The organism is Nocardioides rotundus (genome assembly GCF_019931675.1).
In the GTDB taxonomy this organism is placed as follows: domain Bacteria; phylum Actinomycetota; class Actinomycetes; order Propionibacteriales; family Nocardioidaceae; genus Nocardioides; species Nocardioides rotundus.
This window is the reverse complement of record NZ_CP082922.1, coordinates 262222-284968: the sequence shown is the minus strand read 5'-3', so window position 1 is coordinate 284968 and position 22747 is coordinate 262222. Positions and strand designations below refer to the sequence as shown.

Genomic DNA, 22747 nt, shown 5'->3' with positions numbered 1-22747 from the left:
GGCCCGCGGCCGCCGGGACGGGTTGTGCCAGTGCGTCTACGCGAGCTCGGCGCGGCGGGCCCGGAGGTGCGCCGCCTCCGGCTCGTTGCGGCACAGCCCGATCGCCTCGTCGAAGGCGTCGCGCGCGGCCGCAGGGTCGCCGGCGCGGACGAGCAGCTCGGCGCGGACGGCCGACGGGCGGTGACTGCCCGGCATCCCGACGTCCTCCAGCGCGGCCAGACCGGCGCGCGGACCGTCGGCCTCGGCGACCGCGACCGCCCGGGCCAGGCGGGCCGCGTCGCCCGGCGTCACCGCGAGCAACTGGTCGTAGAGGCCGACCACCCGATCCCACCGGGTCTCCCCCGCCGTGGGTGCGGTGGCGTGCTCGGCAGCGATCCTGGCCTGGAGGAGGTACGACGCGGCCTGCGGGCTCAACGGCGCGGCGAACCGGGGGTCCCGGAGCAGGGCGACCGCCTCGTCGATCTCGTCGTGCCGCCACCGGGCCCGGTCCTGGTCGGCCAGGAGCACCAGCTCGCCCTCCGCGGAGACCCGCGCGTCGCGGCGGGAGTGCTGCAGCAGCATGAGCGCCAGCAGGGCGGCGAGCACCGGCCGGCCGGGCCGCAGCGCGTCGACCAGCCGGGTCAGCCGGATCGCCTCCCCGGCGAGCTCGGCCCGCAGCAGGTCCGGGCCACTGCCGGGGGCGTAGCCCGCGGTGAAGGCGAGGTAGGCGGTCCGCGCCACCGACTCCAGCCGGTCGTCCAGGGTGTCGTCGTCGGGGACCGCGAACGGGATGCCGGCGCCCACGATCCGCTTCTTGGCCCGCGTCAGACGCGCGGCCATCGTCGGCTCCGGCACGAGGAACAGTCGGGCGATGTCGTGGGTGCTGACACCGAGGACGAGTCGCAGTGCCAGCGCGCTGGCCGCCTCCGGGGCCAGGGCCGGGTGCGTGCACATCAACACCAGCCGCAGCACGTCGTCCTCCACCAGGTCGCCCGGGTCGGCCATCGCCGGGTGCTCGCGCAGCTCGGACTCCGCGACCAGCAGCGGCTCCTTGCGCCGCGCCATCGCCTCGGCCCGCAGCCGATCGAGCACCCGCCGCCGGGCGCTGGTGTGCAGCCAGGCCGCCGGACGGTCGGGGACGCCGTCCTCGGGCCAGCGTCGTGCCGCGGCCTCCACCGCGTCGGCCAGCGCGTCCTCGACCAGGTCGAGCCGCCGGAAGCGCGCGAGGAGCAGGGCGACCAGCCGGCCCCACTCCTCGCGCACCGTCCGGGCGAGCGCGTCCGCCGCATCCGCCATGCTCAGCCCGTCGGGTCGACGGCCGGGCTGATCTGGATGTCGTAGTCGGGCAGCACCTCCAGGAGCTCGACCAGGACGTCGAGGTCGGGGGCCTCGATCAGGTAGAACCCGCCCAGACCCTCGACCGCCTCGGCATAGGGCCCGTCGGTGAGCTGCACCTGCCCGCCCCGGGTCCGCATCACGGTCACCGCGTCCGGCCCGGCGAGCGCCTCCCCGGCGAGGATCTGCACGCCCTCGCGGCCCGAGCAGGCGGCGGAGAAGGCCTCGAAGCTCGTCATCACCTCCGCCTGCTGGTCCGGGTCGAGCGTGGACCATGCGGGCTCGTCGCCGTCGCCGACGAGCAGCACGAGGTATCTCATGACGGCCGGTCCGCGGGGTCGACGTTGGGCCGCACCTCGATGCCGTCGCCGGTGCCGGCGATGATCTGGCAGCACTCCATCAGGCCGTCCAGGTCCTCGGTGCGGATCTGGTAGTAGCCGCCCACCTGCTCGGCGGTCTCGGCGTACGGGCCCTCGGTCACCTCGCCCCCGCCCGCGGGGATCGAGCGGGCGTCGGTGGTGGCGGTCAGCTCGCCGCCTCCGGTGATCTGGTGCCCTCCCGCGGCCAGCGCCTCGTTGAACCGGGCGTACTGCGCGTAGCCCTCCTTGCGCTCGGCCAGGCTCATCGAGGTCCACCACCGGTCGGCGGCCCCGATGATCAGCACGGTGTAGTCAGCCATGTCGTCTCCTCCTCACTCAGCCAGCTTGCGGAGCTCGATGTGCTCGCCCCGGGCCGCGAAGCGCTCGCACGCCGCGCGCAGCCCGGGCCCGTCGTCGGTCTCGACGAGGTAGAAGCCGACGATCTGCTCCACCGACTCGGTGAAGGGCCCGTCGGTCACCAGCGCCGCGCCACTGCCGTCGGGGCGCATCGAGACGGCCTGCGCGGACGGCTCCAGCGGACTGACGGTGAGCAGCGTGTGCCCGCCGTCCTCCAGGTCCGACTGGAAGGCGCCGTGGCTGCGCTGCCCCTTCTCGTGCTCCTCCGGCGGCAGCTGCGCCCACTCCGCCTCGGGGGCGGGCAACAGGATCAGGTAGCGGCTCATCGGGTCTCCTCCTGGCTTCTTCGACGAGGCCGCGGGCGCGGCCTCACCACCCTGACGCCTGAGCGCCCGCGGATTCGACATCCCGCGAGGAAAACTTTTGCTCTAGGTTGGGCGCATGGCCAACGACCCGCGGGCCGGGCAGCCCGCCACCCCCGAGGACCTGGTCGACGTCGCGCACCTCGTGGCGGCGTACTACAACCTCGAGCCGGATCCCGACGATGTCGACCAGCAGGTCGCCTTCGGCACCTCCGGCCACCGCGGCACCTCGCTGAAGACGTCCTTCAACGAGATCCACATCGCCGCGACCACGCAGGCGATCTGCGACTACCGCGCCGAGCAGGGGTACGACGGCCCGCTCTTCATCGGCCGTGACACCCACGGCCTCTCCGAGCCCGCGTGGACCACCGCGCTGGAGGTGCTCGTGGCCAACAGCGTCGACGTACTCGTCGACAGCCGCGACGGGTTCACCCCGACCCCGGCGGTCTCGCACGCGATCCTGCGCGCCAACGGCGGCCGCGTCTCCGGGTCCGGGCTGGCCGACGGCATCGTGGTGACCCCGTCGCACAACCCGCCGACCGACGGCGGGTTCAAGTACAACCCGCCGCACGGCGGGCCGGCGGACACCGACGCCACGAAGGTGATCGCCGCCCGGGCCAACGAGCTCATCCGCGGCAACATCGAGGGCGTGCGACGGGTTGCGTTCGAGAAGGCCCGCCGGCAGGTCGGCGACTACGACTTCCTCGGCGCCTACGTCGACGACCTGCCCCACGTGCTCGACCTAGACGCCGTCCGCGAGGCGGGCGTGCGGATCGGCGCGGACCCGATGGGCGGCGCATCGGTGGCCTACTGGGGCGAGATCGCCGACCGGCACGGCCTGGACCTGACGGTGGTCAACCCGCTGGTCGACCCGACCTGGCGGTTCATGACGCTGGACTGGGACGGCAAGATCCGGATGGACTGCTCCTCGCCGTACGCGATGGCGTCGCTGATCGAGCAGAAGGACCGCTACGCGATCGCGACCGGCAACGACGCGGACGCCGACCGGCACGGCATCGTCACGCCCGACGGCGGGCTGATGAACCCCAACCACTTCCTCTCGGTGGCGATCGAGTACCTCTTCGGCGGGGGCCGGCCGGACTGGCCCGCGGGTGCCCGGATCGGCAAGACCCTCGTCTCCTCCTCGATGATCGACCGGGTGGCCGAGGCCATCGGCCGCGAGCTGGTCGAGGTCCCGGTCGGCTTCAAGTGGTTCGTGCCCGGGCTGATCGACGGCTCCTTCGGCTTCGGCGGGGAGGAGTCGGCCGGCGCGTCGTTCCTCCGCCGCGACGGGTCGGTGTGGACCACCGACAAGGACGGCATCCTGCTGGCGCTGCTGGCATCGGAGATCCAGGCCACGACGGGCTCCTCGCCCTCGCAGCGGTACGCCGACCTGGTGGCGGCCCACGGCGAGCCGGCGTACGCCCGGGTCGACGCCCCCGCCACTCGCGAGCAGAAGGCCGCCCTGGGCGCGCTCTCGCCCGACGACGTGACCGCCACCGAGCTGGCGGGCGAGCCGATCACCGCCAAGCTCACCGAGGCGCCCGGCAACGGCGCCCCGATCGGCGGGCTGAAGGTCACCACCGAGTCCGCCTGGTTCGCCGCCCGGCCCAGCGGAACCGAGGACGTCTACAAGATCTACGCCGAGTCCTTCCGCGGCCCCGACCACCTGGCTCAGGTCCAGGCCGAGGCGCGCGAGGTCGTCTCCTCGGCGCTGGGCTGAGGGGTCGTTTCCCCGGTTCACCGGGTAACCATGCGCTTCCCGGCTGAAATTTCGGCCGGGAAGCGGCGCTTTCACCGGTGAACCGGGGAATCCTCCACCCTCAGAGGATCTGGCGGACCGCGTCGATCGCGCCGGCGAGGTAGCGGTCCACCACCTCACGGTCGGCGTCGGAGAGGTCCGAGTCGAGCCGGTGCAGGGCGGCGAACATCGGCATCAGGTGGCCGATCACCTCGGCGCGCCCGGAGGCGGTGAGGACGACCTGGGTACGCCGGCCGTCCAGCGCGTGCGGCTGCCTCTCCACATGCCCGCGGGCGACCAGCCGGTCCACGATGCCGGAGGCGGCCGCCGAGGTGACGCCGAGGTTCCGCGCCAGCTCGCCGGGCCCGCGCGGCTCACGGCTGAGCAGCTCCAACGCGGTCATCTCGGTGGTCCCGAGGTCGGCCCGCCGCGCCACGCTCGGGCCGGACTGCTGGGCGGTGTCGAGCAGCTCGCGGAGCAGCTGCAGGGTCGACGTACGCATCGCCCCCTCGACCTCGTCGACGTCGAGCCGATCCGCGTCGCGGTCACCCGCCATTGGACTTACCTCACGAACTTAGTTAATTTGGTTGCTCAGTTCCTAACATACCAAAGTCTGAACCGAGGAGCCCGCGTGCCATCCCACCGTCGCCGAGCAGGCCTCCTCCGACCCGCGACGGCCGTCGTGGTGGCGCTCCTGGCGCTCCTCGTCTCGGGCGTGGCGATCGGCGGCGTGGCCCAGGCCGAGCGGACGCCGGACGTGACCGACACCCTGCCCGACGGCTACGACTCGACGACGGTCGCCGAGCTGTCCGAGGACCTCCCGACCGGGGAGGGATCGGTGGCGATCGTGCTGTTCACCGCCGACGAGGGGGAGCTGGACCAGGGAACGCAGGGCCGGCTGACGCAGGTGTACGGCGACCTCGTCGAGCGCGCCACCCGCGACGCCGAGCGGGCACCACCGTCGGCGAGCGACGGCCCGCCGTTGCGGGTCAGCGAGGACGGCACGGCCGCGCTGGCCGTCGTACCCGTCCCGACCGAGGGCGCCACCGAGGTCGCCGACCTGGTCGAGGCGCTGCGCGGGATCCTGGCGGACGCCACCCCCGACGGCGTGACCGGCCAGCTCACCGGGCCCGCGGCGATCCAGGCCGACCTCGCCGGAGTCTTCGAGGGCGCCGACGTCACCCTGCTCGCGGCGACCGCCGGGATCGTGGCGGTGCTGCTGATCATCACCTACCGCAGCCCGTTCCTGTGGGTGGTCCCGCTCGCGGTGGTGGGGGTCGCCGACCAGCTCGCCGCCGTCACCGCCACCCACGTGCTGGCCCGCTTCGACCTGGCGTGGGACGAGTCGACCGTGGGCATCCTCAGCGTGCTGGTCTTCGGCGCCGGCACCGACTACGCCCTGCTGCTGATCAGCCGCTACCGCGACGAGCTGCGCACGACCCGGAGCCGGTACGCCGCCATGGCGCAGGCCGTGCGCGGCACCGTCGAGGCGGTGCTCGCCAGCTCGACCACGGTCGTGCTCGCACTGCTCATCCTGCTGCTGTCGGTCGTCCCGACCACGCGCGGACTGGGGCTGGCGTGCGCCGTCGGCGTGGTGATCGCCGCGACCTTCGCGATGCTCGTCCTGCCCTGTGCGCTGGTGCTCTTCGGCCGGTGGGTCTTCTGGCCGCTGGTGCCGAAGGTCGGCGACCCCGCGCTGGTCGAGTCCCGCACCTCGCTGTGGCGCCGTCTCGGCGAGCGGGTCGCCGCCCGACCCGCCTGGTTCGCGACCGCGGCGGTCCTCGTCGTCGCCCTCCTGGCCTCCGGCGTCCCGCAGGTCCAGCAGGGGCTCTCCCAGTCCGACCAGTTCCTGGAGACGCCGGAGTCGATCACTGCCGCGGAGCGGCTGGGCGAGTCCTTCCCTGCCGGCATCGTCGACCCGACGACCGTCCTCACCCGCAACGACCCCGAGGAGGTCGCGGCCGCCGCCGCGAGCACGCCCGGCGTGACGTCGGCGGAGGTCACCACCCGGGGCGAGGACCTGGCCCGGGTCGACGTGGTGCTGGAGGCGCGCTCCGGCAGCGAGGCGGCGGCCACCGCGGTCGCGGACCTGCGGTCCGCGCTGGCGCCGTACTCCGAGACCTGGGTGGGCGGCTCGGAGGCCCAGTCGCTGGACGAGGACGCCGCGGCCGACCGCGACCGGCGGCTGCTCATCCCGATGATCCTCGGCCTGGTGCTGCTCGGCCTGATCCTGCTGCTGCGCTCCCTCGTCGGTCCGCTGCTGCTGGTCGCGACCGTGGTGGGCACGTTCTTCGCGGCGCTCGGCGCGGCCTGGTGGGTCTACACCGGCATCTTCGACTTCGGCGCGATGGACGTCGGGGTGCCGCTGCTCGCGTTCCTGTTCCTCGTGGCGCTGGGCGTGGACTACAACATCTTCCTGGTCACACGGGCGCTGCAGGAGGCGCGGGGGTACGGCGTCCGCGAGGGCATGCTGCGCGGCCTGACCGCCACCGGCGGCGTGATCACCAGCGCGGGCATCCTGCTCGCCGCGGTCTTCGCCGTGCTCGGCGTCCTCCCCCTCGTGGTGCTCGCTCAGCTCGGCATCGTGATCTTCCTCGGCGTGCTGCTGGACACCCTGCTGGTGCGCACCGTGCTGGTGCCCGCGCTGTCGTTCCTGCTGGGCGAGCGGTTCTGGTGGCCACGGCGGGTGGGGGTGGAGGATTCCCCGGTTCACCGGGAAAACAGACACTTCCCGGCCGAAATTTCGGCTGGACAGTGACGCGTTAGCCGGTGAACCGGGGAAACGACCCCCTCACGCCACCCACGCGCCGGAGCGCATGACCCGGCGGACGCGGAGGTCGTCGTCGAGGACGACCAGGTCGGCGCGGGCGCCCTCGCGGAGCTCGCCGACATCGGTCAGCCCGAGCATCCGGGCCGGCGTGGCGGTGGCCGCGCGCAGCGCGTCGAGGAGGGGAACGCCGGCGGTGAGTACGGCGTGCCGCAGGGCCGCGTCCATGGTCAACGTCGAGCCCGCGATCGAGCCGCCGCCGGCGAGCCGCGCGACGCCGTCGCGCACCTCGACCCGGAGCGGACCGAGGCCGTAGTCGCCGTCGGACATCCCGGCGGCGGCCATCGCATCGGTGATCAGCACAGCGCGGTCGGGGGCGTCGGCCAGGACCCGGCGGGTGATGGAGGGGTGCAGGTGCACCCCGTCGGCGATCACCTCGACGAACGCCTCGGAGTTGAGCAGCGCGATCACCGGGCCGGGCTCGCGGTGGTGTACCGGGCGCATCCCGTTGAACAGGTGCGTGCCGACCGTGGCACCGGCCGCCAGGGCGAGCGTCGACTGCTCCCAGGTGGCGCCGGTGTGCCCGATCGCCACCACCACCCCCGCGGCGACCAGGGCGTCGATCACGTCCGAGGCACCCGGCAGCTCGGGGGCGATGGTGACCATTCGCAACGCCCCGTCGGCCGCCGCGACCAGCTCCCGCGCGTCGGCGACCGAGGGCGTGGCGAGCAGCCGCGGATCGTGGGCGCCGCGATGCTCCGGAGCCAGCCACGGACCCTCCAGGTGCAGGCCGGCGAGCACCCCGCCCCGGACGAGCGGTGCGAGCTCGCGCACCGCGGCCAGCTGCCGCTCGTGGGTGTCGGTCACCAGGCTCGCGACCACGCTGGTGGTGCCGTGCCGCAGATGGACCTCCGCGACCGCTCGGGCCGCCTCCACGCCGTCCTGGAACGACGTACCCCCGCCGCCGTGGCAGTGGGCGTCGACGAACCCCGGGGCGACGAGCACGTCCCCGAGGTCGAGGTCGGCCGGCGCCGGGGGGTCGCCTGCCCCGACACCGACCACTTCCACCCCCTCGCAACGGACCCAGCCGGGTGCGTGCACCCGATCGGGACCGGCGACCCGAGCTGCGGTGAGGACGGTCACGCGGAGTCGTCCGTCGTGACCATCGACTCCTGACCCTCGTCCTCGCGACCGGGCGTCTTGAGGTTTCACTTCTGGATCACGAACCGGAACAGGAAGTAGTAGACGACCGCATAGCCCAGCCCGATCGGGATCAGCCAGAGCGGCTGGGTGGCGATGTTGAAGTTCAGCACGTAGTCGAAGAGCCCGGCGGAGAAGCCGAAGCCGTCCTTGATCCCGAGCCAGTTGACCAGCGCCATCGAGGTGCCGGTGAGCACGGCGTGGATGACGTAGAGCGGCCACGCGACGAACATGAACGCGAACTCCAGCGGCTCGGTGACGCCGGTGAGGAAGGCGGTCAGCCCGGCGGAGAGCATGATGCCGCCGACCAGCTTGCGGTTCTCCGGACGTGCGGTGTGCCAGATCGCCAGCGCCGCCGCGGGCAGCGCGAACATCATGATCGGGAAGAAGCCGGTCATGAAGGCGCCGGCGGTCGGGTCGCCGTTGAGGAAGCGCGCGATGTCACCGTGCACGACCTCGCCCGAGGCGGTCTCGTAGCTGCCGAAGATGAACCACGGCGGGTTGTTGAGGATGTGGTGCAGCCCCAGCGGGATCAGCAGTCGGTTGAGCGTGCCGTAGACGAAGCCGCCCAGCACGGTGTTCGCGGTGACCCACTCGCCCAGACCGGTGATGCCGGCGTCGAAGACCGGGTAGACGAACGCCATTAGCACACCGAGGACGAGACCCGCGAGCGCGGTGGCCATGGGCACGAAGCGACGACCGCCGAAGAAGGCGAGGTACGGCGGCAGCTTGAGCCGGTGGTAGCGCTGCCACAGCCACCCGGACACCAGGCCCATCACGATGCCGCCGAGCACGCCGTAGTTGATCAGCTCCTGCTCCGCATCGCCCTCGGGCAGGCCGAGGATCACCGGGCTCATCGCGTCGCCGACCGCCTTGAAGACCAGGTAGCCGACAACTGCGGCCATCGCGGTGGAGCCGTCGGCCTTCTTGGCCATCCCGATGGCGATGCCGACGGCGAACAGCAGCGGCAGGTTGGCGAAGAGCGCATTGCCGGCGGCGCCCACCACTGCGGCGACGTTCTCCCACCCTGCTCCATCGGCACCGAGCAGGTCCGGCTGACCCAGCCGCAGGAGCAGCGCTGCCGCCGGCAGGCTGGCGATCGGCAGCATCAGGCTGCGCCCGAACTTCTGCAGCGGGGCGAGGTTGAACCTGCGCCGTCCGCTGGTGGATGCCCCCGTGGAGGCGTCGGCTGTGCTCACTGGACTTTCCCTTCGTCGGTGGTGCTCGGTGCGCGGCCCAGGTCGCCCGCGGCAAGAGACATGTGGACCTGGTAGCGGTCACCGCGGTAGCGCGAGACCACGTGCTCGACCGGGGTGCCGCCCGAGGAGGCGACCCGGCGGAAGACGAGCAGCGGCGTGTGCTCGGGCGCGCTCAACAGCCGCGCCATCGTCCGGTCGGCGGCTTCCCCCCACAGCGTCTGCTCGGCGGCGTCGACGTGGCGGCCGTGATCGGCCATCACGGTGTAGAGCGAGCCGGACAGGTCGACGGTGTCCAGGTCCGGGAACAGCCGCATCGGGTACCAGCCGTACTCCACCGCGATGGGCTGACCGTCGGCCAGCCGCACCCGGTCCACCCGCCACGCCTGCTCCCGCGCCCGCAGCCCGAGGGCCGCGGTCACCTCGCCGGGCGGGCGCTCGGCCTCGAGGGCGAGCAGCCGGGTCGAGGGGGTCAGGCCTCGACGCCGCATGTCCTGGCTGAAGCTGGCCAGATGCAGCCGACTCTCCAGCCGCGGCCGGGACACGAACGTCCCCTTGCCGTGGATCCGCTGCAGCAGTCCGTCGACGACGAGCGCGTCGATCGCCTTGCGCACGGTGGCGCGGGAGACGCCGTACGTCTCCATCAGCTCGCGCTCGGAGGGGATGGCGGTGTCGGGCGCGAGCTCGCTGGCGGCCAGCTCGGCTAGCGCGTCGCGCAGCTGGACGTGCTTGGGCCGGGGGCCGTCGGTGATGAGCAGCGACACCCTTTCCTCCCTTCGAGGCGAGTGATACGGTCTGGTACGTACCAGTTGACCGTGACCGTGGTCACCCTGTCAAGCAGCCCGGCCGAAGGAGGCCTATCCGTGGTCAGCCAGATGCGGCGCGAGATCGGCGAGCAGCCCGAGGCGCTCCAGCGCACCCTGGACGCCCTGCTGCCGCAGCGGGAGGAGGTACGCCGGCTGGCCGAGGGCCGCGGTCGGGTCCTGTTCGTCGCCCGGGGCAGCAGCGACAACGCGGCGATCTACGGCCGCTACCTGCTCGAGGCGTGGGCCGGGGTCAACGCCGGGCTGGCCGCACCGAGCATCGCCACCCACTACCGCACCCGCCTCGACCTGAGCGACGCCCTCGTGGTCGCGGTCTCCCAGTCCGGCCGCACCGCGGAGATCGTGGAGTCCCAGGCCTGGGCGCGCGAGTGCGGGGCCACCACCGTCGCGGTCACCAACGACGGCGACTCCCCGCTCGCGACCGGCGCCGACCTCGCGCTGGTCACGCAGGCGGGCCCCGAGATCGCCGTACCGGCGACGAAGTCCTATCTCGGCCAGCTCGCCGCGATGGCAGTGGTCGGTACGGCGCTCGCTCCCGAGCCCACCGCCCTGGACGCCGAGCTCGCCCGGTCCCCCGAGGTGGTCGCCCGGCTGGTCGACACCCCGGTCCCCGACGCCGCCCTGGAGCTGCTCGACGCCGCCGAGGACCTGGTCGTCAGCGGTCGCGGGCTGATGCTCGGCACCGCCCTGGAGACGGCGCTGAAGCTGGAGGAGACCTGCCTGCAGCCGGTGCGCGGCTACTCCTACGCCGACCTGCGGCACGGGCCGATCTCGGTGGTCGACACCGACGTGGTGGCGCTGCTGCTCGCCGCGCCGGACGGGCCGATGACCGGCCCGATGACCGAGCTCGCCGACGACCTGCGCGGCCGGGGGGCGCGGGTCGTCGGCCTCGGCGGGGACCCGGCCTTCGCGGCGGCCGTGGACGTCGCCGTACCCGGCCCGGACCTCTCCGAACCGCTCGCGCCGCTCGGCGCGATCGTGCCCAGCCAGCTGCTCGTCGAGGCGTTCGCGCGCCGGCTCGGGCTCGACCCCGACAACCCGCGGGGTCTTTCCAAAGTCACCCAGACCGATCCAGACTCAGGACCCCAGGGCTGAAGGAGAGAGAACATGAGCAAGGCGGAGCAGATCCTCGCGGGCCTCGGCGGCGCGGACAACATCGTGGAGATGGAGGCGTGCATCACCCGCCTCCGGACCGAGGTCAACGACGCCTCGCAGGTCGACCAGGCGGCTCTCAAGGCCGCCGGCGCGCACGGCGTGATGGCGACCGGCACGGTGATCCAGGTGGTGGTGGGCCCGGAGGCCGACACCCTCGCCGAGGACATCGAGGACCTGATGTGAGCGTGGAGGTCCTCGCACCCTGCGGCGGTCAGCTGCGCCCGGTGGCGGAGTCCGTCGACCCGGTCTTCGCCCAGCAGATGGTCGGCCCCGGCGTGCTCATCGACCCCGAGGACGGGCGGCAGTACGTGCTCTCCCCCGTCTCCGGGCGGGTGGTCAAGGCGCACCCGCACGCGTTCGTGGTGCTCACCGACGCCGGGTTCGGGGTGCTGGTGCACCTGGGCATCGACACGGTGAAGCTGGACGGCGAGGGCTTCGAGCTGATCACCGTCGAGGGGCACACCGTCGTCGCCGGCGACCGGATGGTCCGCTGGGACCCCACCTTCGTCACCTCCCGCGGGCTCTCGCCCCAGGTGCCGGTCGTGGTGATGGACCGCGCCCCCGACTCGCTCGACCTGCCCGCCCCCGGCCCGGTCTCGGCCAAGCAGCCGCTCTTCACGGTCGAGGCGTAGGTCTCCCGGTCGGCGGGCGGGTGAAGACGCACCCGGACCGATAGTCCGCAGCCTGTCGCACGCCGTACACCCCCCAGTGGGACGACGACAGGCTGCGGACTACGCGGGAGGGAGCCCGCCTCAGGCGGCGGGCAGCAGGCCGGCGGCCGCCTTGCGGCGGGCCTGCTGGTTCAGTCGCGCCTGCGCGGCACGGCGCACGCGGGGACCCTTGGTGGTCATCGCCCACAGGATCTTCACCTGCTCGGGCAGGTTGCTCCGGTCGGTGGTGTCCAGCCAGTTGTTGGGCAGGGACAGCCGGAAGACCTTGTGCCAGGCCGAGTAGACCTGCTGCGGCAGCGGAGCGGAGTGGTAGTTGAGGTCGTACTTGTCGAACAGCTCCTTGACCCGCGGCGCGATCTCGGCGTACCGGTTGCTGGGCAGGTCGGGGAAGAGGTGGTGCTCGATCTGGTGCGACAGGTTGCCGGTCATGATGTGCATGGCCTTGGAGCCGGAGATGTTGGCCGAGCCGAGCATCTGCCGGACATACCACTCACCGCGGGTCTCGCCGTCGATCGACCGCTTCTCGAAGGTCTCCACGCCCTCGGGGAAGTGACCGCAGAGGATGACCGAGTTCGACCAGAGGTTGCGCACCACGTTGGCGGTGAAGTTGGCCGCGAGGGTGGTGAGCGCGGAGCCGGTCACGATCGACAGTGCCGGGTGGACGACGTAGTCCTTGGTGACCTGCTTGCGGATCTTGCCGAGCACCTGCTTGGCGCGGCGGCGGAACTCCGGGTCCTTGGTCTGCTTCTTCTTGATCGCAGCACCCAGGTCGAGGTCGTAGGCGGCGATGCCGTACTCAAAGAAGACCGCGTTGATGAAGCACCACACCGGCTGGGCCAGGAAGAACGGGTGCCACGGCTGGTCCTCGTCCACGCGCATGATGCCGTAGCCGAGGTCGTTGTCCTTGCCGATCACGTTCGTGTACGTGTGGTGCAGCTCGTTGTGCGAGTGCTTCCACTGCTCGGCCGGGGTGGCGTTGTCCCAGTCCCAGGTGGAGGAGTGGATCTTCGGGTCGCGCATCCAGTCCCACTGGCCGTGCAGGATGTTGTGGCCGATCTCCATGTTGTCCAGGATCTTGGCCAGCGACAGGCCCGCGGTGCCGGCGACGAAGGCGGGCGGGAAGGCGGAGAAGAGGAGGACGGCGCGGGAGCCGAGCTCGAGGTAGCGCTGGGTCTTGATGACGGTGCGGATGTAGTGCGCGTCCGAGGCGCCGCGGCTGTCGATCACGTCCTGGCGGATCTGGTCGAGCTCGTAGCCGAGCTGCTCGATGTCCTCCGGCGTGAGGTGCTCGATCGGGTTCTCGGGCTTCTTCTGGATCGCGGTCATGGCGTCTCCTTCGTGGGGAGTCGGTCGGGAGTCAGTGGTCGAAGTGGCAGGGGCCGGCGGCGGTGTTGATGCAGGTCTGCACCTTGATCGCGCCGGACTCGCCGGGGATGGCGGTGGTGACCTCGCCGTTGCGCAGGTCGCGCACCGAGCCCTCGGTCATCGGGATCACGCAGCCCATGCAGATGCCCATCCGGCAGCCGCTGGGCATGAGGACGCCGGCCTCCTCGGCCGCGTCCAGGATCGGCTGGGCACCGTCCACCTCGACGTCCTTGCCGGCGCCGCCGAAGGTGACGGTGCCGCCCTCGCCGGCCTCGACCCGGGCGGGGCGGAACTGCTCGGTGGAGAGCTCCAGCCCGGCGGCCTCGTGGTGCGCGGCGAGCGCGTCCAGCAGGCCGGCGGGGCCGCACGCGAAGGTACGGCGCTCCGCCAGGTCGGGCACTAGCGTGGCCAGGTCGGCCACGTCGAGGATGCCGTGGGTGTCGTCGTACCTCGCGACGAGGCGGACCGCGCCGGAGTCGGCGAGCGCGCGCAGGTCGCGGGCGAAGATCGAGTCGGGCTCGGTGGGCGCCACGTGCACCACGACGATGTCGTGGACCTCGCTGCGCGGCAGCCGGAGCACACCCGAGTCGGTGGAGGGGTAGAGGTTGCGCAGCATCCCGATGACCGGCGTGATGCCGGAGCCGGCGGTGACGAAGAGGAACTTGCCACCGGCGGGCGGCAGGACGAACTCGCCGGCCGCCTGCTCCAAGTGGACCAGGGTGCCGGGGCGTGCCTCGTGCACCAGGTGGTTGCTCACCACGCCGCCGGGCACGGCCTTGACGGTGATCGAGATCCGGCCGTCGCGGCGCGGGCCGTGAGTCAGCGAGTAGGCGCGCCACTGACGGACGCCGTCGACGTCGATGCCGATCCGGAGGTACTGACCCGGCACGTGGCCGGCCCAGTCGGCGCCGGGCCGGATCACGATGGTGGCCGCGTCGCGGGTCTCGGGGTGGATCTCCTCGATCCGGCCGCGCAGGTCCGCGCCGGAGCGCAGCGGGGCGAACAGGTCGAGGAAGTCCGCGGGCGCGATCGGGGTGGTCGCGGCCTCGGCAACGCGCATCGCGCGGTCGCGCAGGCGGCGGCCGCGGAAGGGAGCGTCGAGTGTGCTGGTCATCAGGGTTCACTCTGCCCGTCCGGACCGGGTAGATTCATGACCAGGTCAGGTGAATCTCACCCACTTCTTTGTTCACAGGAGACAAATATGCCGGAGGCGGTCGGCGACGGCGAGCCGATCCGGCTCGACACGACCGTCGTGCACGTCCTCCGCTCGCGCCTGCCGGAGGTCGCGACCACCACGATCGAGGCGGTGATGGCCGAGGTCGCGTCCTACCGCGATGCCTTCGGCGGACCGATGGGCGCCACGATCGAGAACGCGGTCCAGATGGCGCTGGCCGGCTTCCTCCGGGTGGCCCAGCGCGGCCACCACGAGCGCGACCCCGGCTCGCCGCTGTCCCCGGCCATCGAGGGCGCCTACGCGCTGGGGCGGGGCGAGGCCCGCAGCGGGCGTACGGCGGACGACCTGCTCGCCGCCTATCGGGTCGGGGCACGGGTGGCCTGGCGCGAGCTGGCCCAGACCGCGGTGGCCGAGGGGGTGCCCGCCGACACGCTGGCCAGGTTCGCCGAGCTGGTCTTCGCCTACATCGACGAGCTCTCGGCGGCCTCGGTGGCCGGGCACGCCGACGAGCTGGCGACCACCGGCCGGGTGCGCGAGCGCTACCTCGACCGGCTGGCGCAGGCGCTCCTGCGCGGTGAGCCGCACGACGCGCTGGTGGCCGCCGCCGAGCGGGCGGACTGGACGCCGCCCCGCACCCTGACGGCGGTGGTGCTCTCCGAATCCCAGGCGCGGCCGGCGCTGACCGTCTTGGACCCGCGGTCGCTGCAGGCCGCGGAGGACCCGCCGGGGCTCCCCTCCGACCGAGGGCTGACCGTGCTGCTGGTGCCGGGCGTCACCGCGCGGACCCGGCGACGGCTGCTGCGCGATCTGGCCGGCCGGCATGCCGTGGTGGGACCGACCCGGCCCTGGGAGGCCGCGCGGGCGTCGTACCTCCGAGCCCTGCGCGGCCTGAGCCTGCCCGGCGCCGACGACGGCGCGGCGCTCGACACCGAGGAGCACCTGGCCGCGCTGGTGCTCGGCGCGGACCGGGACGCCCTGGCCGACCTGCGCGAGCGGGCGCTGGCGCCGATGGCCGACCTCACCCCGACCCAGCGGGCCAAGCTGGAAGAAACGCTGCGGGCCTGGCTGCTGCACCAGGGGCGACGCGAGGAGGTAGCCGCCGCGCTGTTCGTGCACCCGCAGACGGTGCGCTACCGCGTGGGGCAGCTGCGGGACCTCTACGGCGACCGGTTGGAGGACCCGCACGTCGTCCTCGAGCTCGTCCTGGCGCTCGGAGCCGCCGGCGGCAACGGCTAGGTTGCCGGGTATGGCTGAGGAGACCCAGAGCACCGGTGTCGACTTCCCCGAGGCCGACGGCGGCAGGAGTACGTCGGCCTTCGGCCGCGCCGTCGTCGGCGACGCGCTCGACCCGCTGGACCCGGTCGGGGCCCGGTCCGCGCGCGGGGAGACCAGCTGGCGCAGCGGCTACCTCCTCCACTTCCGGCGCCTGGTCGAGGCGGGGATCGGCCGGCCCGAGGGCGCGGTCGCCTCCGTCCGGGCGGGCCTGGACTCCGTCGCGGGTCGGATGGTCTGGCGGGGCGGAGGTCTCGACAGGCTCGACCGGCGAGGGGGGCTCGACCGGCGACAGGGGCGGGAGCCGCACGGCGGCGAGACCACGCTCGCCGCCGCGCTCGACCAGCCCGCAGAGACACCCGACACCCTCACCGTCGAAGGGTCCGGAGAGCCGGCGCGCGAATTGGCGATCCCCTATCGCGGCCGGCTGCTGGCCGGCTCCGACCTCGCCGCCCAGCTGGACCGCTGGGAGGAGGACGGCGTGCTCGAGCCGTCGGCGGCGGCCGCCGTACGCGACGTGGCGGTCAACCCCGATTGGCTCTCCCTGCGGGGCCGCACCGTGGTCGCACTCGGCGCCGGCTCCGAGATCGGGCCGACACCCGTCCTGCTCGACTGGGGCGCCACGGTCGCCGGCGTCGACCTGCCCCGCGAGCAGCTGTGGTCGCGGGTGGTCGCCCAGGCGGCCGCGTCGGCCGGCAGGTTGCTGGTCCCCCTCCACACCCCCGGCGGCGCCCCGGACACCGGACGGGCGGGGCTGGACCTGCTCACCGACCTGCCGCGGGTCGCCGCCTGGGTCGACGCGCTCGACGGCGACGACCTCGTGCTGGGCAACTACGTCTACGCCGACGGCGGCACCAACCTGCGGCTCTCCGCGGCCAGCGACGCCCTGGCGACGCGGCTGACGGCTCGGCGCCCGGACACGGTGCTGGCGTTCATGGCCACCCCCACCGACGTGTTCGCCGTCCCGCCTGAGGCGGTGGCCCAGTCGGTGCGCAACTACGAGACCCGCGGCCGGGTCGCGCGCGGCCCCGGCCGGATGCTGCGCGGGATGACCGGCGGCCGCCTCCTGGCGCGGGCCTACCTGCCCGGCGCCGACCCCGGCATCTGCGACAGCCTGGTGCCGCAGCAGGGCCCCAACTACGCGCTCGGCAAGCGGATCCACCGGTGGCGGGCGACCGCGGAGCGGGCCGAGGGACGCCGTACCTCGATGAACGTCGCGCCGCCCACCCGCACCCGCTCGGTGGTCAAGAACAAGGCCCTCGCCGCGGCCTACGCCGGCGCCCACCGGTTCGGCGTGGAGGTCTTCGAGCCCGACACCACGCGGGTCCTGATGGCCGCCCTGCTCGTGCACGACCTGATGACCGACCCGCCGCGCGCGGACGAGCCGTGGCAGGCCGAGGCGCGCGACGCCGTGCACGGCGGGCTGTGGCGCGCCGCGTTCGCACCGCGCTCGGCCCTCGGCCTGGCGGCGGTGCTGGGGTACGGCGGCCTGCGCTGACCGCCGTACCCCCGAGCCTCACTCGCCTGAGCGTGCCAGCGCCCGGTCGACGGAGAAACGGCCGGCACCGGCGAGCACGAGGGTGACCGCCACCGCGCCGATGATCCACGCCAGCTCGCCGCCGCCCTCGGACACGAAGACCCCGTTGCCACGGTGCGCGAACCACCACGCACCCGCCATGTCGGCGGCGACGAGCACACCCATGAGCGGAGTCAGCAGTCCGAGCACCAGCAGCGCGCCACCGACCAGCTCCACGCTGAGCGCGAACCAGGCGGCCAGCTCGGGAGCGGGGATGCCCATCGCGGCGAAGCCCTCGGCGACCGCCGCGGGGCCCTGCTGCAGCTTCTGCCATCCGTGCGCGACCAGGACCAGGCCGACCGTCACGCGGACGATCAACAGGCCCAGGTCTCGCATCGACTGGGGCGGGTGCTGCACGAGAAGTCTGCTCATCACTGCCTTTCGTTAGGGGGAGGACGGCGCCACCGTAGGCAGACGCCCCCAGCCCCGGGGGCCGGCTGGCCCCACCCCGATCCCCATTAGCAAACGGCCGTGTTGCACAATTGCCGAGAACAGGTAAGCCTTACCTAAGTAACCACGGAAGGGGACGGGACCATGATCAAGGGCGAGGCGGTCGTGACGGCCGTGGAGCGCATCTCCCCGACCTTCCTGCGCGTCGAGCTCGGCGGCGACGACCTCGCCGACTTCGGGGTCGACGGTCCCACCCTGGACCAGCGGATCAAGCTGCTCTTCGACGGCGTGATGCGCACCTATACGGTTCGCGCGGTCCGACCGGGCCCCCGTCTGGTCGTCGACTTCGTCCTGCACCTCGAGCCCGGTGCCTCCGGCCCGGCCTCGCGCTGGGCCGCCACCGCCGAGGTCGGCGACCGGGTCGGCATCATCGCGCCGCGCCGCGGCGAGTTCTTCGGCGGCATCGAGTACGAGCCCGGTGACGCCGCCAGGATCCTGCTGGCCGGCGACGAGACCGCGGTCCCGGCGATCTCGGCGATCCTCGAGCAGGTCGACCGCGACGTCGTCGGTACGGCGTACCTCGAGATCCCCAGCGCCGCCGACATCCTCCCCATCGACGCCCCCGCCGGGGTCGAGGTCCGCTGGCTCCCGCGGGACGAGGCGCGCTACGGCGCGGAGCTGTTGGCGGCCGTGCAGGCCCACCACGAGCTGCGGGTCCCCGTCGGGGCTCTCGCGTCCGCGCGCCCGACCGACCTCGAGGTCGACCCCGACCTGTGGGAGACCCCCCGCTACTCCTCCTCGGGCGAGGAGATCCCCGACGAGCCCGAGCCGAAGCCCGGAGACGACCTCTACGTGTGGGTCGCCGGCGAGTCCCGGACCGTCACGTCCATCCGCCGGCACCTGGTCCGCGAGGTCGGGCTCGACCGGCGGCAGGTGGCCTTCATGGGCTACTGGCGCGAAGGCGTCGCGATGAAGGGCTGACCGCCCCGGCGGCCCTTCTCCCTCAACCACGGCAATCTGAACGGAGCATCATGTCTTTCACCCTGACCCGGCGCCGCCTCGGCGTCGTCGCGGCAAGCGGAGCGGCGACCCTGCTGCTCGCCGCCTGCGGGAGCTCGGACGCCAGCGACGGGAACGGGGGTTCGGCCGCTGGCTCCGACTCCGGCTCCGGGCAGTTCCCGGTGACCATCGAGCACGCCTTCGGCGAGACCACGATCGAGGCGAAGCCCGAGCGGGTCGCCACCGTCGCCTGGGCCAACCAGGAGGTGCCGCTCGCGCTGGGCATCGTGCCGGTCGGCATGGCCGAGGTGACCTACGGCGACGACGACGGCGACGGCGTGCTGCCCTGGGTGGAGGAGAAGCTCACCGAGTTGGGCGCGAAGACCCCGACGCTCTACGACGAGTCCGAGGGCATCGACTTCGAGGCCGTCGCCGACTCCCGTCCCGACGTGATCCTGGCCGCCTACTCCGGCATCACCCAGGAGGAGTACGACACGCTGTCCAAGATCGCGCCGGTCGTCGCCTACCCCGACCAGGCCTGGGGCACGTCCCTGGAGGACATGGTCGAGATGGACGCCGAGGCGATGGGCATGGAGGCCGAGGGCGAGCGTCTCAACGACGACCTGGACAAGCAGGTCAAGAAGGCCGTGGCGGACCGCCCGGACATGAAGGGCAAGACCGTCATGTTCGCCAGCCTCGACCCCAGCGACCTCAGCCAGGTCGGGTTCTACACCTCCCACGACCCGCGGCCCGCCTTCCTGGAGGACTACGGCATGGAGCACCCGAAGGTCGTCGAGGACGCCTCGGAGGGCACCGAGGAGTACTACTCCACGATCAGCGCCGAGGAGGCCGGCAAGCTCGACGACGTCGACGTGATCATCGCCTACGGCACCGACGAGCTGATGCCGGCGCTGAAGAAGGACCCCCTGCTCTCGAAGGTCCCGGCGATCCAGCGCGGCTCGGTCGTGGTCCTGGAGGACAACACCCCGATCGCGGCCCAGGCCAATCCCTCGCCGCTGTCGATCCCGTGGGGGATCGACGACTACTTCGACCTGATCGACACCGCGGCGGGCAAGGTCGGGTGACCACCACGCTCGCCACCGCGCCGGCACGGGCGGCCGCCGAACCTCGGCGGCGGCCCGTGCCGGTTCGGCTCGTCTGGCTCCTCGTCGCGATCGCGGCGCTGGGGCTGGCCGCCGTCGCCTCGGTGGCGTTCGGCGTCCGCTCGGTCGGCTGGTCCGACATCGTCGCCGGAGTGGGCGGCCAGGCGGAGACCTTCGCGCAGGCGGCGGTGGAGAAGCGGGTGCCGCGCACCCTGCTCGCGATGATCGTGGGCGCCGCGCTCGGCATGGCGGGCGCGGTGATGCAGGGCGTGACCCGCAACCCGCTGGCCGACCCGGGCATCCTCGGCGTCACCACGGGCGCCTCCCTGGCGGTCGTGAGCGGCATCGCCTTCTTCGGCCTGTCCTCGCCGTCCGCCTACATCTGGGTCGCCATCGCGGGCGCCGCGGTGGCGGCCACCTTCGTGTACGTCGTGGGCTCGCTCGGGCGCGGCGGTGCGACGCCCCTCAAGCTCGCGCTCGCCGGAGCAGCGACGTCGGCGGCGTTCAGCTCGCTGATCAGCGCGATCCTGCTCCCGCGCATCGACGTGATGAACCAGTTCCGCTTCTGGCAGATCGGCGGGGTCGGCGGCGCGACGTACCCCCGGATCATGCTGGTGCTGCCCTTCCTCGCCGTGGGCGCCCTCATCTGCCTGGCCGCCGCGCGCGGGCTGAACTCGCTCGCCCTCGGCGACGACGTGGCCGCCGGGCTCGGCGAGCACGTCACCCGCACCCGGATCTTCGCCGCCGCGGGCGCGATCCTGCTGTGCGGTGCCGCCACCGCCGTGGCCGGCCCGATCGCGTTCGTCGGCCTGGCCGTCCCGCACCTGTGCCGGCTCCTCGTGGGGGTCGACCACCGGTGGCTGCTGCCGTTCTCCACCGTCGTCGGCGCGGCGCTCCTCACCGCGGCCGACCTCGCCGGCCGCCTGGTCGCGCGGCCCGAGGAGGTCGACGTCGGGATCGTCACCGCCCTGCTGGGCGCCCCCGTCTTCATCTGGATCGTGCGGCGACAGAAGGTGCGTGCCCTGTGAGCGCCGTCGACCTCACCGTCCGCCGCGGCGACCCGATCGTCGCCGGCCGGAGGCGACGTACCCGCAACCGGAGGATCGTCACCGCGGTCATCGTGGTGGCGGTCGTCGCCGTCTACCTGGTCAGCCTGATGGTGGGGCAGACCTTCTACGGCCCGGGGGAGGTGCTCCGGGTGATGCTCGGGGAGATCGTCCCGGGCGCGTCCTTCACCGTCGGCGAGCTCCGACTACCGCGCGCCAGCCTCGCCGTGCTCGCGGGGGCGGCGCTCGGGCTCGGCGGCGTCACCTTCCAGACGATGCTGCGCAACCCGCTGGCCTCGCCCGACGTCATCGGGATCAGCTCCGGTGCGAGCGCCGCGGCCGTCGTCGGGATCCTGGTGCTCGACGTGAGCGAGACCCAGGTGTCCCTGCTCGCGATCACCGCGGCCCTGGTGACGGCGCTGGTGATCTACCTGCTCGCCTACCGCGACGGGGTCGTCGGCACGCGGCTGATCCTCATCGGCATCGGGATCGCGGCGATGCTCGACAGCGTCGTGGCCTATCTGATCGTCCGCGCCGCCGCGTGGGACCTGCCGACGGCGATGCGCTGGCTGACCGGCAGCCTCAACGGGGCGCTGTGGACCCAGGTCCTGCCGCTGGCGATCGCGCTGGCCGTCGCCGCTCCGATCCTGCTCAGCCAGTCCCGCGGGCTGGAGCTGCTGCAGCACGGCGACGACTCCGCGGCCGCGCTCGGCGTCCCAGTCGAGCGGACCCGGCTGCTGTCCATCATCACCGCCGTCGCGCTGATCGCGTTCGCGACCGCCGCAGCCGGGCCGATCGCCTTCGTCGCCTTCCTGTCCGGGCCGATCGCCGCGCGGCTGGTCGGGCCCGGAGGGTCGCTGATGATCCCCTCCGCGCTCACCGGGGCGCTCCTCGTGCTGCTGGCCGACCTGGCCGGACAGTTCCTCTTCGACTCCCGCTACCCGGTGGGGGTCATCACCGGGGCGCTGGGGGCGCCGTACCTCGTCTATCTGCTCATCCGCACCAACCGCGCGGGAGGATCGCTATGACCGCCGACCACACGCTCAGCGCCGAGACCGTGACGTTGGGGTACGGCGACCGCACGGTCGTCGACGCCCTCGACCTCACCGTCCCGCCCGGGCAGATCACCTGCATCGTGGGCGCCAACGCCTGCGGCAAGTCCACGCTGCTGCGGGCGATGGCCCGGCTGCTGGCGCCGCGGGAGGGGCGCGTGGTCCTGGACGGGCACGACCTGCACAAGCTGCCCACCAAGCAGGTCGCGCAGACCCTCGGCCTGCTGCCCCAGTCCCCCATCGCGCCCGAGGGGATCGCCGTGGCCGACCTGGTGGCGCGCGGCCGGCACCCGCACCAGCGGATGCTCGCCCGGTGGACCGCGGCCGATGACGAGGCGGTCGCCGAGGCGCTGCGGATGACCGACACCACCGAGCTCGCGGACCGACCGGTCGACGAGCTCTCCGGCGGGCAGCGCCAGCGGGTGTGGATCGCGATGTCGCTGGCGCAGCAGACCGACCTGCTGCTGCTGGACGAGCCGACGACGTTCCTCGACGTGGCCCACCAGGTCGACGTACTCGACCTCCTCGTCGACCTCAACCGCTCCCGCGGCACCACCATCGTGATGGTGCTGCACGACCTCAACCTGGCCGCGAGGTACGCCGACCACCTGATCGCCGTCTGCGGCGGCCGGCTGCACGCCGCGGGCGACCCGGCAGCGGTGCTCACCGCCGACGTGGTGCGCGAGGTGTTCGGGATGGAGTCCCGGGTCATCCTGGACCCGGTCTCGGACAAGCCGATGGTGCTGCCGATCGGCCGGCACCGGGTCGTCGCGCCCGTGCAGCGCGTGGGCTGAGGAACCGTCTGCGAATCGGACGCAACCCGA

Annotated in this window: 23 protein-coding genes; 12 read left to right on the top strand and 11 right to left on the bottom strand. The window is 72.9% G+C overall.

Annotated elements, in window-relative coordinates; translation table 11 throughout:
* Positions 1 to 36: 36 nt before the first annotated feature.
* From K8W59_RS01360 to K8W59_RS01345, 4 genes are read right to left on the bottom strand one after another with little or no spacing between them, the layout of a single operon-like run.
* Complete coding sequence (locus tag K8W59_RS01360) at positions 37 to 1275, bottom strand: RNA polymerase sigma factor (RefSeq protein WP_223396986.1); 1239 nt, start codon at positions 1273 to 1275, stop codon at positions 37 to 39.
* Positions 1276 to 1277: 2 nt separating this feature from the next.
* Positions 1278 to 1634, bottom strand: coding sequence for a YciI family protein (locus tag K8W59_RS01355; protein ID WP_223396985.1), 357 nt, complete (start codon positions 1632 to 1634; stop codon positions 1278 to 1280).
* Positions 1631 to 1993, bottom strand: coding sequence for a YciI family protein (locus tag K8W59_RS01350; RefSeq protein ID WP_223396984.1), 363 nt, complete (start codon positions 1991 to 1993; stop codon positions 1631 to 1633). Before K8W59_RS01350 ends, K8W59_RS01355 begins: the two co-directional genes overlap by 4 nt.
* A gap of 12 nt (positions 1994 to 2005) precedes the next feature.
* Positions 2006 to 2356 carry a YciI family protein gene (locus K8W59_RS01345; RefSeq protein ID WP_223396983.1) on the bottom strand — a complete coding sequence of 117 codons (351 nt, stop codon included), beginning with the start codon at positions 2354 to 2356 and terminating at the stop codon, positions 2006 to 2008.
* Positions 2357 to 2471: 115 nt separating this feature from the next.
* Between K8W59_RS01345 and pgm the strand changes: the two genes are divergently transcribed.
* Positions 2472 to 4115 (top strand): phosphoglucomutase (alpha-D-glucose-1,6-bisphosphate-dependent), encoded by a 1644-nt coding sequence (gene pgm, locus K8W59_RS01340; protein ID WP_223396982.1) that lies wholly within the window; start codon positions 2472 to 2474, stop codon positions 4113 to 4115.
* A gap of 100 nt (positions 4116 to 4215) precedes the next feature.
* Here pgm and K8W59_RS01335 read toward each other — a convergent pair whose 3' ends face one another.
* Positions 4216 to 4689, bottom strand: coding sequence for a MarR family winged helix-turn-helix transcriptional regulator (locus K8W59_RS01335; protein ID WP_223396981.1), 474 nt, complete (start codon positions 4687 to 4689; stop codon positions 4216 to 4218).
* A gap of 75 nt (positions 4690 to 4764) precedes the next feature.
* On the opposite strand from K8W59_RS01335, the gene K8W59_RS01330 reads away from it, so the two are divergent.
* Positions 4765 to 6891: an MMPL family transporter gene (locus K8W59_RS01330; RefSeq protein WP_223396980.1), complete on the top strand. Its 2127-nt coding sequence runs from the start codon at positions 4765 to 4767 to the stop codon at positions 6889 to 6891.
* Between the two features lie 33 nt (positions 6892 to 6924).
* Here K8W59_RS01330 and nagA read toward each other — a convergent pair whose 3' ends face one another.
* The 3 genes from nagA to K8W59_RS01315 all read right to left on the bottom strand — a co-directional run bounded on the left by nagA (position 6925) and on the right by K8W59_RS01315 (position 10060).
* A complete protein-coding gene (gene nagA / locus K8W59_RS01325) occupies positions 6925 to 7962 on the bottom strand; it encodes an N-acetylglucosamine-6-phosphate deacetylase (protein ID WP_223396979.1) in 1038 nt (345 codons plus the stop codon).
* A 146-nt stretch (positions 7963 to 8108) separates the two neighbouring features.
* Positions 8109 to 9299, bottom strand: coding sequence for a PTS transporter subunit EIIC (locus tag K8W59_RS01320; RefSeq protein ID WP_397195937.1), 1191 nt, complete (start codon positions 9297 to 9299; stop codon positions 8109 to 8111).
* On the bottom strand, positions 9296 to 10060 hold the full coding sequence (locus K8W59_RS01315; protein ID WP_223396978.1) for a GntR family transcriptional regulator: 765 nt from the start codon (positions 10058 to 10060) through the stop codon (positions 9296 to 9298). Before K8W59_RS01315 ends, K8W59_RS01320 begins: the two co-directional genes overlap by 4 nt.
* 99 nt (positions 10061 to 10159) lie before the next feature.
* Here K8W59_RS01315 and K8W59_RS01310 point away from each other — a divergent pair, with 99 nt between their 5' ends.
* From K8W59_RS01310 to K8W59_RS01300, 3 genes are read left to right on the top strand one after another with little or no spacing between them, the layout of a single operon-like run.
* Positions 10160 to 11215 (top strand): SIS domain-containing protein, encoded by a 1056-nt coding sequence (locus tag K8W59_RS01310; protein WP_223396977.1) that lies wholly within the window; start codon positions 10160 to 10162, stop codon positions 11213 to 11215.
* A 12-nt stretch (positions 11216 to 11227) separates the two neighbouring features.
* Positions 11228 to 11458, top strand: a complete 231-nt coding sequence (locus K8W59_RS01305; protein WP_223396976.1) for a glucose PTS transporter subunit EIIB — start codon at positions 11228 to 11230, stop codon at positions 11456 to 11458.
* Positions 11455 to 11907 carry a PTS sugar transporter subunit IIA gene (locus K8W59_RS01300; protein WP_223396975.1) on the top strand — a complete coding sequence of 151 codons (453 nt, stop codon included), beginning with the start codon at positions 11455 to 11457 and terminating at the stop codon, positions 11905 to 11907. Before K8W59_RS01305 ends, K8W59_RS01300 begins: the two co-directional genes overlap by 4 nt.
* 120 nt (positions 11908 to 12027) lie before the next feature.
* On the opposite strand, the gene K8W59_RS01295 is transcribed toward K8W59_RS01300, so the two are convergent.
* Both K8W59_RS01295 and K8W59_RS01290 read right to left on the bottom strand, forming a co-directional pair.
* Positions 12028 to 13272: a fatty acid desaturase family protein gene (locus K8W59_RS01295; RefSeq protein ID WP_223396974.1), complete on the bottom strand. Its 1245-nt coding sequence runs from the start codon at positions 13270 to 13272 to the stop codon at positions 12028 to 12030.
* 31 nt (positions 13273 to 13303) lie between these two features.
* Positions 13304 to 14425 (bottom strand): ferredoxin reductase, encoded by a 1122-nt coding sequence (locus K8W59_RS01290; protein ID WP_223396973.1) that lies wholly within the window; start codon positions 14423 to 14425, stop codon positions 13304 to 13306.
* Positions 14426 to 14512: 87 nt separating this feature from the next.
* Here K8W59_RS01290 and K8W59_RS01285 point away from each other — a divergent pair, with 87 nt between their 5' ends.
* Together K8W59_RS01285 and K8W59_RS01280 are read left to right on the top strand one after the other, a co-directional pair.
* On the top strand, positions 14513 to 15721 hold the full coding sequence (locus K8W59_RS01285; protein WP_223396972.1) for a PucR family transcriptional regulator: 1209 nt from the start codon (positions 14513 to 14515) through the stop codon (positions 15719 to 15721).
* A gap of 10 nt (positions 15722 to 15731) precedes the next feature.
* A complete protein-coding gene (locus K8W59_RS01280; RefSeq protein ID WP_223396971.1) occupies positions 15732 to 17255 on the top strand; it encodes a hypothetical protein in 1524 nt (507 codons plus the stop codon).
* Between the two features lie 18 nt (positions 17256 to 17273).
* On the opposite strand, the gene K8W59_RS01275 is transcribed toward K8W59_RS01280, so the two are convergent.
* Positions 17274 to 17705: a DoxX family protein gene (locus K8W59_RS01275; RefSeq protein WP_223396970.1), complete on the bottom strand. Its 432-nt coding sequence runs from the start codon at positions 17703 to 17705 to the stop codon at positions 17274 to 17276.
* Positions 17706 to 17867: 162 nt separating this feature from the next.
* On the opposite strand from K8W59_RS01275, the gene K8W59_RS01270 reads away from it, so the two are divergent.
* Genes K8W59_RS01270 through K8W59_RS01250 form a run of 5 tightly spaced genes read left to right on the top strand, consistent with a single transcriptional unit; the run spans position 17868 to position 22717 of the window.
* Positions 17868 to 18704 (top strand): siderophore-interacting protein, encoded by an 837-nt coding sequence (locus tag K8W59_RS01270; protein ID WP_223396969.1) that lies wholly within the window; start codon positions 17868 to 17870, stop codon positions 18702 to 18704.
* Positions 18705 to 18754: 50 nt separating this feature from the next.
* The gene (locus K8W59_RS01265; protein WP_223396968.1) at positions 18755 to 19807 is read left to right on the top strand and encodes an iron-siderophore ABC transporter substrate-binding protein; all 1053 of its coding nucleotides are present in this window, start codon (positions 18755 to 18757) and stop codon (positions 19805 to 19807) included.
* The gene (locus K8W59_RS01260) at positions 19804 to 20853 is read left to right on the top strand and encodes a FecCD family ABC transporter permease (protein WP_223396967.1); all 1050 of its coding nucleotides are present in this window, start codon (positions 19804 to 19806) and stop codon (positions 20851 to 20853) included. The genes K8W59_RS01265 and K8W59_RS01260 overlap by 4 nt, the downstream gene beginning before the upstream one ends.
* Complete coding sequence (locus K8W59_RS01255) at positions 20850 to 21899, top strand: FecCD family ABC transporter permease (RefSeq protein ID WP_223396966.1); 1050 nt, start codon at positions 20850 to 20852, stop codon at positions 21897 to 21899. Before K8W59_RS01260 ends, K8W59_RS01255 begins: the two co-directional genes overlap by 4 nt.
* Entirely contained in the window at positions 21896 to 22717 is an 822-nt protein-coding gene (locus K8W59_RS01250) for an ABC transporter ATP-binding protein (RefSeq protein WP_223396965.1), read from the top strand. Before K8W59_RS01255 ends, K8W59_RS01250 begins: the two co-directional genes overlap by 4 nt.
* Positions 22718 to 22747: the final 30 nt, after the last annotated feature.